This is a genomic window from Rhizobium sp. P1_E6, from assembly GCF_056405875.1.
The window spans coordinates 19,607-34,242 of record NZ_JBFUBG010000024.1 but is presented as its reverse complement, the minus strand read 5'-3'; the positions used below and the strand labels follow the sequence as shown (position 1 = coordinate 34,242).

Sequence of the window (14,636 nt, the reverse complement as noted above, 5' to 3'; positions counted from 1 at the left end):
TTTAACGCTGCGGACGAGACCGCGTCACATGCCGGTCGCAATTGCATGAGAGGGCGCTTTATGCAAGCGTTGCATGGGAAAAGCCCCCAATTTCCAGTTCTTCCCAGCACGCTTTCCGGATTCGGTGCAATAGGGTTGACCATCTTTGCGCCTCCATCCTATGTGCTGGAGCGGCCAGGGTCGTTCTAAAGCGGCATGGGCAGGGGCGAGCGAGCAGCGGGGAAGCGATGCCACAACAGGTCAGCGGAACGATATTGAAGCGCCAGGTCATCTTCTGGGCGACGGTTCTGCTCTTCTTCGTCGCCTTCCTTTACATCTTCAGCTCGATCCTGCTGCCCTTCATTGCCGGCATGACGATCGCCTATTTTCTCGATCCGGTGGCCGACAGGCTGGAGCGGCTGGGCTTGAGCCGCCTGATGGCGACCATCGTCATCCTGGTAGCCTTCGTCATCGTCTTTGCGTTGGCGCTGATGATCCTCATTCCCGTGCTCATCAACCAGTTCAACGATTTCGCCCAGCGCCTGCCGGGCTACATCACCCAGTTGCAGCAATTCATCGCGGACTATCAGGATTCTGTGTTGCCCGGCTGGATCAAAAGCCAGCTTGGCACCATCAAGAATAATTTCTCGACCATCCTGTCGGAAGGCATGGGTTTCCTGACGGGGCTCTTCGGCCAGATATGGAATTCCGGCAAGGCGATCGTCGACGTCATCTCGCTGCTCGTCATCACCCCGGTTGTCGCCTTCTATATATTGCTCGATTGGGACCGCATGGTCTCCAAGGTCGATGAATGGGTTCCGCGCAATTATGTGAAAGACGTCCGCCAGATCGCCAGGGAGATGGATCAGGCGATTGCCGGCTTTATCAGAGGGCAGGGTTCGCTCTGCCTCATCCTCGGCATCTATTACGCTGCTGGCCTCTCGATCGTCGGCCTGAATTTCGGCCTGCTTATCGGCCTTTTCGTCGGCATGATAAGCTTCATCCCTTATGTTGGTTCGATGGTTGGGCTTGTGCTGGCAATCGGTGTGGCGATCGTCCAGTTCTGGCCGGATTATATCTGGATCATCGCTGTTCTTGCCGTCTTCTTCAGCGGCCAGTTCCTGGAAGGTAACATCCTCCAGCCGAAGCTCGTCGGCTCGAGCGTCGGCCTGCATCCCGTCTGGCTGATGTTCGCGCTCTTTGCCTTCGGCGCGCTCTTTGGTTTCGTCGGCCTGCTGATCGCGGTGCCGGCCGCTGCTGCCGTCGGCGTTCTTGTCCGCTTTGCGCTTTCGCGCTACCTTCAAAGCGATCTCTACTATGGCAGGTTGCCGAGCGGCCGGGCCGGGAAGACGAACTCTGTTTCCGATGAATGACGTGAAGAACGCTGATCCGAAGCGCAAGGCCGGAGAACAGCTTCCCTTGGCCTTTTCGCATGACGCTGCTACCGGCCGCGACGACCTCCTGATGTCGGAGCGCCTCGCTGCCGCGATTTCGATCGTCGATGCCTGGCCGAACTGGCCATCGCCGGTCGTCATCCTTGCGGGTCCCGTCGGCTCCGGCAAATCGCATCTCGCCGGCATCTGGAGGGAACTGAGCGGGGCAGAACTCATCCATCCCACCGCTGGTTCCGAAGCAGCAGTTGCGGCCGCCAACGGCCCCGTGTTGTTCGAGGATGTCGACCGGACAGGCTTCGATGACGCCTCGCTCTTCCATGTCATCAACAGCGTGCGGGAAAACGGCACCAGCCTTTTGATGACAAGCCGCCTCTGGCCCATGTCCTGGTCGGTCACGCTGCCCGATCTGCGCTCGCGCCTGAAGGCCGCGACGGTCGTGGAGATCGGCGAACCCGACGAAGAATTGCTGTCGCAGGTCATCGTCAAGCTCTTTGCCGACCGGCAGCTTTATATAGATGACAAACTCGTCCTTTATATCGTCAATCGCATGGAGCGGTCGCTCAACGCCGCCCAGACGATTGTCGAAAGGCTCGATCGGCTGGCGCTTTCCAGAGGCACAAGAATTACCCGTACTCTCGCTGCCGAAGTATTGAATGAATTGGGTAATTCCGGCTCCGGCGATTGACTGTCACAGTTCCGTCGTGAAACTGATATATTCGCCAAAAGCGATTGCAAGCGGGGTGAGTGGACCATGGACAGCGCATATCAGGAACATCAGGAACCCACTCCGGACAACAATGCAGACCTGCCGCCGCTGGAGCAGCTTCTCTCCAGCCCCGAGCGCTTCATCAACAGAGAATTCTCTTGGCTGCAGTTCAACCGACGTGTCCTTGAAGAGACGCTGAATACTGAGCATCCGCTCCTTGAGCGCGTGCGCTTCCTGTCGATCTCGGCCGCCAACCTTGACGAATTTTTCATGGTGCGCGTTGCCGGCCTCGAAGGCCAGGTGCGCCAGAGCATCGTCGTCAAGAGCCCGGATGGCCGTACGCCCGCAGAGCAGCTCGACTCGATCCTCAGCGAAATCGACCATCTGCAGATGGAGCAGCAGGCCTCGCTTGCCGTCCTGCAACAATACCTCGCCAAGGAAGACATCCTGATCGTGCGTCCCGGTGCGTTGAGCGATGCCGATCGCCAGTGGCTGGCAAACGAGTTCGAGCAATCGATCTTCCCGGTGCTGACGCCGCTGTCCATCGATCCGGCCCATCCGTTCCCGTTCATTCCGAACCTCGGCTTCTCGATCGGCCTGCAACTCATCAGCCGAAGCGGCCGTGAGCCGATGACGGCGCTGCTGCGCCTGCCGCCGGCGCTCGATCGCTTCGTTCGCCTGCCCGATGACCGCAACACGATCCGCTATATTACGTTGGAAGACGTCGCCAACATCTTCATCCACCGGCTCTATCCAGGTTACGAGGTGCAGGGCTCGGGCACCTTCCGCGTTATCAGAGACAGCGATATCGAAGTCGAAGAAGAGGCCGAAGATCTCGTCCGCTTCTTTGAAACCGCACTGAAGCGCCGCCGTCGCGGCAAGGTCATCCGCATCGAGACGGATTCCGAAATGCCGGCCTCGCTGCGCCAGTTCGTGGTCCAGGCGCTCAGCATTCCGGACAATCGCGTTGCCGTTCTGCCGGGCTTGCTGGCGCTGAACACGCTCTCTGAAATCACCAAGGCGCCGCGCGACGATCTGCGTTTTCCGCCTTATAACGCCCGATTTCCGGAACGCGTCCGTGAACACGCCGGTGATTGCTTCGCCGCCATCCGAGAAAAGGACATGGTGGTCCACCATCCCTACGAATCTTTCGACGTGGTGGTGCAGTTCCTTATCCAGGCTGCGCATGATCCTGACGTCCTGGCGATAAAACAGACGCTTTACCGTACATCGAACGACAGTCCGATCGTGCGTGCTCTTGTCGATGCCGCAGAGGCCGGAAAGTCGGTGACGGCGCTGGTCGAGCTCAAGGCGCGTTTCGACGAAGAGGCCAATATCCGCTGGGCGCGCGACCTTGAACGGGCCGGCGTGCAGGTCGTCTTCGGCTTTATCGAGCTCAAGACCCACGCCAAGATGTCGCTTGTGGTGCGCCGTGAAGAAGGCAAGCTGCGAACCTACTGCCACCTTGGCACCGGCAACTACCATCCGATCACAGCGAAGATCTATACCGACCTGTCCTTCTTCACCTGCAACCCTGTCATCGCCCACGACATGGCGAACATCTTCAACTTCATCACCGGTTACGGTGAGCCGGAAGAGGGGATGCAGCTTGCCGTGTCGCCTTACACGCTGCGTTCGCGCATCATTCGACACATCAATGAAGAGATCGAACATGCCCGCAGCGGTCGCCCGGCGGCGATCTGGATGAAGATGAATTCGCTTGTCGACCCCGATATCATCGACGCGCTCTATACGGCTAGCCGTGCCGGCGTCGAGATCGATCTCGTCGTGCGCGGTATCTGCTGCCTGCGCCCTCTGGTGCCTGGTCTTTCCGACAGGATCCGCGTGAAATCGATCATCGGTCGTTTCCTCGAGCATAGCCGCATCTTCTGCTTCGGCAATGGTTATGGCCTGCCGTCCGATAAGGCTCTGGTCTATATCGGCTCGGCGGACATGATGCCGAGAAACCTCGATCGCCGTGTCGAAACGCTCGTTCCGCTGACGAATCCGACCGTTCACGAGCAGGTTTTGTCACAGATTATGCTCGGCAACGTGATTGACAATCAACAAAGCTACGAGATATTGCCCGACGGTACGTCACGGCGCATGGAAGTGCGTAAGGGCGAAGAACCGTTTAATGCGCAGCAGTATTTCATGACCAATCCCAGCCTGTCCGGCCGTGGTGAAGCTCTGAAATCGAGTGCGCCGAAGCTGATCGCCGGTCTGCTTGAAGGCCGGAACAACAAGTAAACTGGACCTAATGGTTGAATCTGAAGCCCAGGGGCGACTTCCGGGTATCGCCCCGGTCTCCGTTGTCGATATCGGATCGAACTCCATCCGTCTGGTCGTCTACGAAGGCTTGTCTCGTTCGCCGACCATTCTCTTCAATGAAAAGGTTCTCTGCGGTCTCGGCAAGGGCATAGCCCTCACGGGCAAGATGGATGAGGAAAGCGTCGCACGGGCGCTTCAGGCCCTTCATCGTTTCAAGGCTCTCTCCGATCAGGCGCGCGCCGCCACCATGTATGTGTTGGCGACGGCTGCCGCGCGCGAGGCGAGCAACGGGCCTGATTTTATCCATCAGGCCGAAACGATCCTGCAGCGGCACATCCGTATACTATCCGGCGAGGAAGAAGCACGTTTCGCTTCGCTCGGCATTATCAGCGGTTTCTACAAAGCCGATGGCATTGCTGGCGACCTCGGCGGCGGCTCTCTGGAACTGATAGATATCAGGGGCAAGGATGTCAGCGGCGGTATTACCCTGCCGCTTGGCGGCCTGCGCCTGTCCGAATATGCCGGTGGCTCGCTCGCCAAGGCGCGCGCTTTTGCCCGCAAGCAGGTCAAGACTGCCAAGCTTCTCTCCAAGGGGGAAGGGCGAACCTTCTATGCTGTCGGCGGCACCTGGCGAAATATCGCCAAGCTGCACATGGAGATTACCCGTTATCCACTGCACATGATGCAGGGCTACGAGGTCTCCCTCGAGGGCATGACGCAATTCCTGGATCAGGTCGTCATGGCCAAGGATTCCAAGGAACCGGCTCTGCAGGCCGTTTCCAAGCACCGCCGTTCGCTGCTGCCCTTCGGCGCCATCGCCATGAAGGAAGTGCTGAATGCCATGAAGCCTTCGGTGATCTCCTTCTCCGCGCAGGGTGTGCGCGAAGGTTATCTCTATTCGTTGCTGTCCGAATCCGAACGCCGCACCGATCCGTTGCTGGCCGCTGCGGGCGAGCTTGCCATCCTGCGCGCCCGCTCTCCGGAACATGCCCGCGAGCTGGCCGATTGGACCGGCCGTATGATGCCGTTCTTCGGCGTTCAGGAAACCGACGAGGAAAGCCGCTACCGTCAGGCAGCCTGCCTGCTTGCCGATATCAGCTGGCGCGCCCATCCCGACTATCGCGGCGCTCAGGCGCTGAACGTCATTGCCCACTCGTCCTTCGTCGGCATCAGCCACCCCGGCCGTGCCTTCATTGCCCTGACCAATTACTATCGCTTCGAAGGCCTGCACGACGATGGCTCCACGGCGCCGCTCGCTTCGATCGCCGGTCCGCAATTTGTCGATCGCGCCAAGCTGCTCGGCGGCATACTGCGCGTCGTCTACCTGTTCTCGGCCTCCATGCCGGGCATCGTGCGCAACCTGACCTTCCGCAAGGCTTTGTCATCTGATCTCGATCTGGAATTCGTGGTGCCGCACGAGTACCACGACTTCGCCGGCGAGCGGCTGGATGGCCGCCTGCAGCAATTGTCGAAGCTGACAAACAAGCGGCTGGCGTTCCGGTTCGAATAGGCCTTCTCTGGCATCGGGAAACAAAAAAGGGCGGCGCTTTCGCACCACCCTCTCAATCTCACACCAAAACCGAATTACTTCGCGTTCAGGAACTCGCCAACTTCGAGGATGCTGAACTCGTTGTTGTCGGCCTTGTTGACGGTGCGGCCGGCCGAGAACGGCAGGTTGTTGTCGTTGCCGATGATGATGTGGGTGGCGTCGACGCGGTCGACGTTTTCGATCGTCACGAACGGCATGTTGTAAACGCCAGCGATATCGCCGGCCTTTTTCTTGTTGTCCGGATCCTGGATGTTCAGGAGGTCGATATAGCCGATCTTGCGGACTGCCTTGCCGACGTTGGCGTCGTTGAACTCGATCTTGTAGACGCGCTTCAGCTCGGCCGGAGCTTCGAAGCAATCCGGCTTCGGCTGCTTGGGATCGGCGCAAGCCTTGTCCTTCGTACCGGCGCCGTTGTCGCGCTCGATGACGAGAGCGGTGGATTCGTCGAGCATATTGAAGTCGCCGATCGAAGCACCCTTGTCTTCAAACGGATAGAGCCAGCTGCGGCCCGTCCACTTCTTGGAGGCGACGTCGAATTCGATGACGCGGATGGCAGTGTGGCCGTCAACTGTTTCCATCTGGCCGTCATTGTAGATGGCGCCTTCGAGCAGGCCGTAGAGCTTGGAGCCGTCCTTCGACATGGCCAGGCCCTCGAAGCCGCCGGAGCGCTTCAGGTTGAAGACCGGGTTCTTGGCGGCCGGATTGCCCGGGAGCTGGATCAGCGGATTGTCGGGGGACAGGACCGGCTTGCCATCGAGCGTGGTGGGGATCACGTCGGTCAGGCGGCCTTCGGTATCGATCTTCAGCAAATAGGGACCGAATTCGTCGCCGAGCCAGAAGCCGTCGGCAACCGGCTGTACGGATTCGATGTCGAAGTCAGCGCCGGTGAGATAACGGGTGTCGGAGGCTTCCGTGACGATCGGGAACGGAGCGATCTTGTTCGGGTCGGACAGGAAGATGTTCTTGACGACGTCAACCTTGTTGGCGTTCCAGTCGAACTTCAGCTGATGCAGGAACAGCATGGAGTCGGAGGAAGTGAACTTCGAGCCGAAGCCGTTGTCGGAGAGCGTCCAGAAGGTGCCGTCGGGCATGGTCTTGATGCCGGAAAAGCCCTGGATCGGCTGACCGTCGAGCGGCAGCTTGACGTCGGTGACGCGGGCGCCGTCCTTGCCGTCGACAGTGCCAAGCTTTTCGGTGCGCTTGCGGTCGGGAGTGGTGAACTTGCCCGAGGTCTTCAGGAAGGCCGGTGCATCGGCCGGAGCCGGGGTCAGCGTGTTGGCAGGCAGGATGGCCTGGCCGGCGAGCTTCGCCGGGAAAAGCTGCTGGTCGGCGGAGGCAGAGCCTGCGGCGAGCATGAAAAGTGATACGGAAGCAAAAAGAACGTTCTTCATGATGTCCCCATAGAACGGAGTGCAAAAGCGCCATCCGCTTAGCAGGGCATTCATGTCGGCACATTGACGATTGGGTGAAGCTTTGGTGACGGGTGAATAAAGCCCGGGCTCAACCGCGCCTGAGGGTGGCAGGCTGCTTGAGGACGGTCACCGCGCGAGAGGAAAGCGCAACTACATCCAGCCCCTGGCCGCGGCCGCGCACGGCGTGATTGCCGAGGTTTTCGCCGACGATCTCCTCAGGCAGCGTCATGCGCTGGGCAAGCTCGGCGGAGATCAGCACCGGCCGGTTCAGCGTCCGGCAGAGCGACTCCAGCCGCGAGGTAGTGTTCACCGTATCGCCGAAGAAGCTGATCTTGTGATGATCGACGCCGACTTCGGCTGTAATGATGAAGCCGCCGTGAAGTGCCGCCCTCAGTTTCGGCACATGGCCATAGCTCTTCTTCCAGCTTGCCGCATTGGCTTCGATGTCGGCGAGAATATCGAAGAGGCAGCGTACGCAGCGCGCATCCTTGACGCCGCGCGCTAAGGGCCAGGTGATAATCGCAGCATCGCCGACATAATCGTTGATCAGGCCCTTGTGACGCCGCACCGGCTCGGCGAAGGCGGCAAACAGCGAACTTAGAAGCTGCTGCGCGCGCAGGTCACCATACTTTTCCGCAAAGGCGGTGGACTCGGCGAGATCGATGAACAGGAAGACGCGTTCTTCCTTCACCGGTCTGCGGTAGCGGCTGATCAGCATGCTGACGAAGACTTCGCGCCCCAGCAATTCGCGCACCCTGAGCAGGAAGATCAGCGTGGCGCAGACGGCAAGTGCGTAGAGGAAAACATCGAACGGCATGATCAGCACGTCGATCATTTTCGGCGGCTTCAGCACGCCGAGCACTGCGAGGAGGAAACCGGCCGCCGCAAAGCCGATGCTCATCAGGATTTCATAGATCACGAGCTCGGAGATAATGAAGAGAAGGGTCGGCAGCCTCTGAATGCGCCGATAGAGGCCGCGTAGAAACACCTTACGCTCGAAGGTGAGGATCGGCATGCCGATGAAAAGCGCGAAGATCGCTCCGATAACGGGTGTCTGTCCCGTAAAGAAGTACAAATCATAGACCACGCCGCTGAGTGCCAGGACGAGTGTAATCAGGATCCAGTTCTGCGCCGAGGATATCTCTCTCATTCCGCCCTTTCGCAGAAGCACTTCATTCGGCTATTGTTTCCGGCGCGGGGTGGTGGTCAAGAGATTTCGGATTCACTCCTGCAGAGCGACGGTCTCGACCTTGCGGCCGGCAAAGCGCAGGGCGATCTCGCCGCGGATGAGCTGCAGCGCCGGCTCGCCGAAAAGATCGCGCCGCCAACCGTTCATGGCCGCGACATCGGCCGTTTCGCCCTCAGCCGCAATCCTGTCCAGGTCGTCGCTGTTGGCGATCACCTTGGGCGCTACGCCGTGCTTTTCGGAAATCAGCTTGAGCAGCACCTTGAGAAGCTCGACGGCCGCCGCAGCGCCTTCCGGCGGTTGCGCCTGGCGCGGCACATGCGGCATTTCGGAGCGTGGCAGGGCAAGCGCGGTATTGACCGCTTCGAGCACCGCCCCTCCGGTAGCCGAACGCTCCCAGCCCTTCGGGATCGTGCGCAGGCGACCGAGCGCCTCGGTATCCTTCGGCTGCTGCTGGGCGATCTCGTAGATCGCATCGTCCTTCAGCACCCGCGAGCGCGGCACGTTGCGCGACCGCGCCTCGCGCTCCCTCCAGGCGGCGACATATTTCAGGATCGCCAGTTCCTGGGGCTTGCGCAGCCGCAGCTTCAGCCGCTGCCAGGCGTCGTCGGGATGGATGTCGTAGGTCTCGCGCGATTCCAGAACGTCCATTTCCTCGCGCAGCCAGGAGGCGCGGCCCTCGCGCTCCAGTTCCGCCTTGAGGTAGAGATAGGCGTCGCGCAGATGGGTGACGTCGGCCAGCGCATATTCGAGCTGCTTGTCGGACAGCGGCCGGCGGCTCCAGTCGGTAAAGCGCGAAGACTTGTCGATATGGACGTTCTTGGTGCGGCTGATCAGCTGATCGTAGGAAACGCTGTCGCCGAAACCGCAGACCATGGCGGCGACCTGCGTATCGAAGATCGGGTGAGGGATCAGGTTTCCGCGATTGAAGATGATTTCAATGTCCTGTCGCGCAGCATGAAATACCTTCAGCACATCAGGATTGGCCATCAGCTCGAAGAAGGGCGCAAGATCGATATCCTTCGCCAGCGGATCGACCAGCACTTCCACCGTCGGGCTCGCCATCTGGATCAGGCACAGCTCCGGCCAGAAGGTCGTCTCACGCAGGAATTCCGTATCGATGGTAATGAAATCGGACTTGGCCAGCTCTTTGCAGGCGGCCGCCAGATCGGCGGTGGTTTCGATCATATCAATTCATTCGCAAGGAAGAGGTCGGTTAGTCTTCCTTCCCCTTTCGAACGGAGATGTCAATACGGCGAGCGAGCTTAGCCTTCGTCAAGCTTGCTCATGCGACGTCAAACTACTCGCACATAGCTCGTCATGCCGGTCTTCTGGTGCTCGATGATATGGCAATGCAGCATCCAGTCGCCGGGATTGTCGGCGACGAAGGCAAGCTGCACCTTTTCATCCGGCTGGATGAGGTAGGTGTCCGAAACGAGCGGCATCACCTCGCGCGTCGAGGATGAAATGACGGTGAAGCTCATGCCGTGCAGATGGATCGGGTGCGTGTGAGGTGTGACGTTTTCCAGGTTGAAGACGTAGCTCTTGCCGAGCTTCAATTCGGCGAGCGGCGCCGTCGGGTCGGGCGTATCGCCCGGCCACGGCACCTTGTTGATGGCCCAGAAACTGTAGCCGAGCGTGCCGCATATGCTTTCGACGGCGGCGTTCTCTGCGGTGGCGGACAACATGAGCGGGATTGTTTCCGCAGAAGAGAGATCGGCCTTGGGCACCGGATTTTCCGCGAGCGCGCCGAGATCGCCGATATTGCGCTTCAACGATTGCCCGGTGGCGCTGAGGCTAGCGACCACCTTCGGCGTCGTGCCGCGAATGTCTTCCAGCGTTGCAACCGCGCCTTCGCTGTCCGGCATTCGAACGGCGAGGTCGAGCCGCTGCCCCGGTCCGATCTGCAGGAGATCCAGCGGGAAGCGCTTCGGCACCGGATTGCCGTCGATGGCGATGACTGTCGCATCGGCGCCTTCCATCTTCAGCTGGAGGATGCGGGTCACATCGGTGACGGCGATGCGAAGGCGGATCAGCCCGCCCGCAGGCGCATCATATTTCGGCTCCTGATGCCAGTTTGCGGTGCGCACCGTGCCATATGTGCCGGCCTTTGCCGCATCGCGTGGCCGGAAGGGAGCGATGAATTGCCCGTCACCGCCGAGCCGCCAGTCGCGCAGGTTGAGCACGACTTCCGCATCGAAGACGGGATCGGACGGGTCTTCGACGACAAGCACACCCGTCATGCCGTGGCCCATCTGGGTCAGCGTGTTGCAGTGCGGGTGATACCAGAAGGTGCCGGCATCGGGCGGCGTGAAGAGATAGTCGAAATTGTCGCCCGTATAGACATAGGGCTGCGTCATGAAGGGCACGCCGTCCATCTTGTTGTCGATGCGCAGTCCATGCCAGTGGATTGTCGTCGGCTCATCGAGGCTGTTGGTCAACCGCGCCGCATAGGGCTTGCCGCGCGGCATGCGCAGCACCGGCGGCAGGCCGTCATCGCCCCATGTCATGATGTCCCGCGTTGGCGCGCCATCAATGATCTGCGCCCCGGTCTTCCGCGCCGTCAGCACACGCAGCTCCGGTGCTGCTTCCGCCAGTCCGAACCGCCCGGCAATCGCCATGCCCGCGCCATAGGCACCGGCGACGGCGGAAGCTTTGAGCAGATTGCGGCGTGTGAGGAGGGGCATCGGCAGGCTCCGTCTTGGATGATGTCCCCTTTTAAAGTTGACTATCGTCTTCATCAATATGCCGCGTTCGGCCAAACTGCCGCAGCGGGAGCCCCCAACTCCTTCGGAAACGAGGGAGCAAACGGCCCGTAGGCTGCGCCAAGCCTTGACAAATCAGAGCGTCCATGCGCTTTTCCGCCCGATTTTCTTGTCGGCGCTGCAGGTCTTCGGCCATGCCGCCGTCTTAAGCCAAATGCCAGGAATTGAGATCATGCACCGCTACCGCAGCCACACATGCGCCGCTCTTCGCAAGTCGGACGTCGGCTCGAATGTCCGTATTTCCGGCTGGGTCCATCGTGTTCGAGATCATGGCGGCTTGCTGTTCATCGACCTTCGCGACCACTACGGCACGACGCAGATCGTTGCCGACCCGGATTCGCCTGCCTTCAAACAGGCAGAGACCGTTCGCGGCGAATGGGTCATCCGCATCGACGGCCTCGTGAAGGCCCGCACAGAAGATACCGTCAACAAGAACATGCCGACCGGCGAAATCGAGCTATACGCGCAGGAGATCGAAGTCCTCTCCGCCGCCAAGGAACTGCCGCTGCCGGTCTTCGGCGAGCCGGACTATCCGGAAGACGTTCGCCTCAAGTACCGCTTCCTCGATCTTCGCCGCGAAACGCTGCACAAGAACATCGTCAAGCGCACGCAGGTGATTTCCGCCATGCGCCGCGAAATGGGCAATGTCGGCTTCACCGAATATACGACACCGATCCTGACAGCGTCTTCGCCGGAAGGCGCGCGCGACTTCCTCGTGCCGAGCCGCATTCATCCCGGCACCTTCTACGCGCTGCCGCAGGCTCCGCAGCAGTACAAGCAGCTGCTGATGGTCGCCGGCTTCGACCGCTACTTCCAGATCGCGCCCTGCTTCCGCGACGAAGACCCGCGCGCAGACCGCCTGCCGGGCGAATTCTACCAGCTCGACCTCGAAATGAGCTTCGTAGAGCAGGAGGACGTCTGGAACACGATGGGTCCGCTGATGACCTCGATCTTCGAGGAGTTCGCGGAAGGCAAGCCAGTCACCAAGGAATGGCCGCGCATCCCCTATGACGAAGCGATCCGTAAGTACGGCTCCGACAAACCGGACCTGCGCAACCCGATCGTCATGCAGGCCGTGACCGAGCATTTCGCCGGCTCCGGCTTCAAGGTTTTCGCAGGCATGATCGCCTCCAACCCAAAGGTCGAGATCTGGGCTATTCCGGCCAAGACCGGCGGCTCCAGAGCCTTCTGCGACCGTATGAACGCCTGGGCGCAATCGACGGGCCAGCCAGGCCTCGGCTACATCTTCTGGCGCAAAGAAGGCGAAAAGCTCGAGGGCGCAGGTCCGCTTGCCAAGAACATTGGCGAGGAGCGTACCGACGCGATCCGCACGCAGCTCGGCCTCGATGACGGCGACGCCTGCTTCTTCGTTGCCGGCGATCCCGCCAAATTCTACAAGTTTGCCGGTGAAGCCCGCACCAAGGCTGGCGAGGAGCTTAACCTTGTCGACCGCGACCGCTTCGAACTGTGCTGGATCGTCGACTTCCCGTTCTTCGAATGGAGCGAGGAAGAGAAGAAGGTCGATTTCGCCCACAACCCGTTCTCGATGCCGCAGGGCGGCCTCGATGCGCTCACGAACCAGGATCCGTTGACGATCAAGGCGTTCCAGTACGATGCCGTCTGCAACGGTTTCGAAATCGCCTCGGGCTCGATCCGTAACCAGTCGCCGGAAACCATGGTCGCCGCTTTCGAAAAGGTGGGCTTGAGCCAGCAGGACGTCGAGGACCGTTTCGGTGGCCTCTACCGCGCCTTCCAGTATGGAGCGCCTCCGCATGGCGGTGCAGCCTTCGGTATCGACCGTATTGTCATGCTGCTCGTCGGCGCAAAGAACCTGCGCGAGATTTCGCTCTTCCCGATGAACCAGCAGGCTCAGGACCTCTTGATGGGCGCACCGACCCCGGCAACGCCCGCTCAGCTGCGCGAACTGGCGATCCGCCCGATCCCGCCGCAGAAGAAAGACTGAGGCGGAAGTCACTCAACAAAAAAGCCCGGCGATATCTCGCCGGGCTTTTTTGTTGGCTGGAACCGAATTTAGTCGTTCGCCGAAACTTTCACGCCGAGCATCTGCGGCACCGTGTTCGGTGCGCCCATGGCCGCGCCGACGATCATCGGGAAGGCGACTGGCTTGTCGGGTGTGGCCTTCACGGTCAGGCTCTTCGGATTGTCGAGGAAGCTGCTGACGGCAGCTGCGATCGCATTCTGCAGTTCCGGAATGTTGAGTTGCGCGAGCATGATCGGCGCCATGGCCTTCAGCGAATCCGCCATCTGCTGTCCGGAGACGTTCTGCTTCGAGCCGGCATAATCCAGCGCGCGCTTGGTAATCGATGCATCCTCGAAACGGATCTGGGCGGAATCGAAGGTTAGCTGCTGGGCAAGGCCGAGCATTGCGAGGCCGAGCGCCTGCTGTGCTTCTTCCTTGTTCGGGTTGGCTTCGGACTGAGTAATTGCGTCTTGCATCGACTTTACGAACGCCATCGTATAGCCGGAGATTTTGAAGCCAAAATTCAGCTTGCCGATATTGGTGAAGTCGAACGAAAGTTCGGAGAGATCGATCGTGCCAGGCTCGAGATCCCAGCCGCCCTTCATGGAGACGTCACCCTGGACATGCTGAAGGGCGAGCTTCTCGATAGCTTCCTTGCTCGCCGGATCATCGCCGGCCTGGCTGAGATCGGCCTTCAGGCTCTTGAAGGCGCCGTCGAAATCGAAGCCGGATTCATCTTCTCGCAGAACAGCGTTCATGTCGCTTTCGAGCACGGAGAACACTTCTGTGCCATCCTTGACCACCTTGATCGCGCCGGTATGGCCGCTCTCGGCAAACAGCATCGAATTGATGGTATCGCCGGGTTGGGCGGGAACGGAAATGCCGCCAAGCGTTAGTTCCACGGCGCTCACCGTTACGCCGTCCTTGGACGAGTTGATGTCGGGGAATGCTGCCTCTTCGATATAGTAGCTGCCGTCATCCTGCTCTTCCACGCCTGACAGCGTGACCTCGCCGATGGAGACCGCTTCGCCGCCGGCCGGCTTGACGCTGAAGTTCTTGAGCGTGACGGTCGTGCCGTCGATATCGACGCCGTCTGCGGCGATGACCATCCCGCCCTGTTGGCTATAGGCAGCATTGATCTTTTTCAGGAGGTCGTCGCCGTCGAGCGCGAAAGCGGAGCTCGCGAATGAAAGGATGGCTGCGCTCGACAGCATCAGCCGCGTTGTGCGGTAAAAAGTCATGAGAAGGCCCCCTGATGGCGTGCGCCGTTGAATATTGCAATGAAGCTACTGCGTAACGGTCGGCTTATATTTGCAGACCCCTAAATTTCTGTTGAAAGGATCAGCAAACAAAGTCCAAATTCAGGCGATACTTTTGTTGCTTTTCATGTCAG

The 14,636-nt window shown here is 60.1% G+C and carries 10 protein-coding genes; 5 read left to right on the top strand and 5 right to left on the bottom strand.

What is annotated here, in order from left to right; translation table 11 throughout:
- The first annotated feature begins 227 nt into the window (after positions 1–227).
- The 4 genes from AC1D35_RS14720 (at position 228) to ppx (ending at position 5,860) form a co-directional block, all read left to right on the top strand.
- Positions 228–1,352, top strand: coding sequence for an AI-2E family transporter (locus AC1D35_RS14720; protein WP_113295271.1), 1,125 nt, complete (start codon positions 228–230; stop codon positions 1,350–1,352).
- On the top strand, positions 1,345–2,058 hold the full coding sequence (gene hdaA, locus AC1D35_RS14715) for a DnaA regulatory inactivator HdaA (RefSeq protein ID WP_113308422.1): 714 nt from the start codon (positions 1,345–1,347) through the stop codon (positions 2,056–2,058). The genes AC1D35_RS14720 and hdaA overlap by 8 nt, the downstream gene beginning before the upstream one ends.
- Before the next feature lie 66 nt (positions 2,059–2,124).
- Positions 2,125–4,329 (top strand): RNA degradosome polyphosphate kinase, encoded by a 2,205-nt coding sequence (locus tag AC1D35_RS14710; protein WP_113295273.1) that lies wholly within the window; start codon positions 2,125–2,127, stop codon positions 4,327–4,329.
- Between the two features lie 10 nt (positions 4,330–4,339).
- Positions 4,340–5,860, top strand: coding sequence for an exopolyphosphatase (gene ppx / locus AC1D35_RS14705; protein WP_113295274.1), 1,521 nt, complete (start codon positions 4,340–4,342; stop codon positions 5,858–5,860).
- A gap of 74 nt (positions 5,861–5,934) precedes the next feature.
- On the opposite strand, the gene AC1D35_RS14700 is transcribed toward ppx, so the two are convergent.
- From AC1D35_RS14700 to AC1D35_RS14685, 4 genes are all read right to left on the bottom strand, one after another.
- Positions 5,935–7,290, bottom strand: coding sequence for an esterase-like activity of phytase family protein (locus AC1D35_RS14700; protein ID WP_113308423.1), 1,356 nt, complete (start codon positions 7,288–7,290; stop codon positions 5,935–5,937).
- A 109-nt stretch (positions 7,291–7,399) separates the two neighbouring features.
- A complete protein-coding gene (locus AC1D35_RS14695; protein WP_113308424.1) occupies positions 7,400–8,461 on the bottom strand; it encodes an adenylate/guanylate cyclase domain-containing protein in 1,062 nt (353 codons plus the stop codon).
- A gap of 72 nt (positions 8,462–8,533) precedes the next feature.
- Complete coding sequence (rnd, locus tag AC1D35_RS14690; RefSeq protein ID WP_113295277.1) at positions 8,534–9,685, bottom strand: ribonuclease D; 1,152 nt, start codon at positions 9,683–9,685, stop codon at positions 8,534–8,536.
- 107 nt (positions 9,686–9,792) lie between these two features.
- Entirely contained in the window at positions 9,793–11,184 is a 1,392-nt protein-coding gene (locus AC1D35_RS14685) for a multicopper oxidase family protein (protein ID WP_113308425.1), read from the bottom strand.
- Positions 11,185–11,434: 250 nt separating this feature from the next.
- Between AC1D35_RS14685 and aspS the strand changes: the two genes are divergently transcribed.
- The gene (gene aspS, locus AC1D35_RS14680) at positions 11,435–13,225 is read left to right on the top strand and encodes an aspartate--tRNA ligase (RefSeq protein WP_113308426.1); all 1,791 of its coding nucleotides are present in this window, start codon (positions 11,435–11,437) and stop codon (positions 13,223–13,225) included.
- A gap of 68 nt (positions 13,226–13,293) precedes the next feature.
- On the opposite strand, the gene AC1D35_RS14675 is transcribed toward aspS, so the two are convergent.
- Entirely contained in the window at positions 13,294–14,484 is a 1,191-nt protein-coding gene (locus AC1D35_RS14675; protein WP_113308427.1) for a hypothetical protein, read from the bottom strand.
- Positions 14,485–14,636 lie beyond the last annotated feature (152 nt).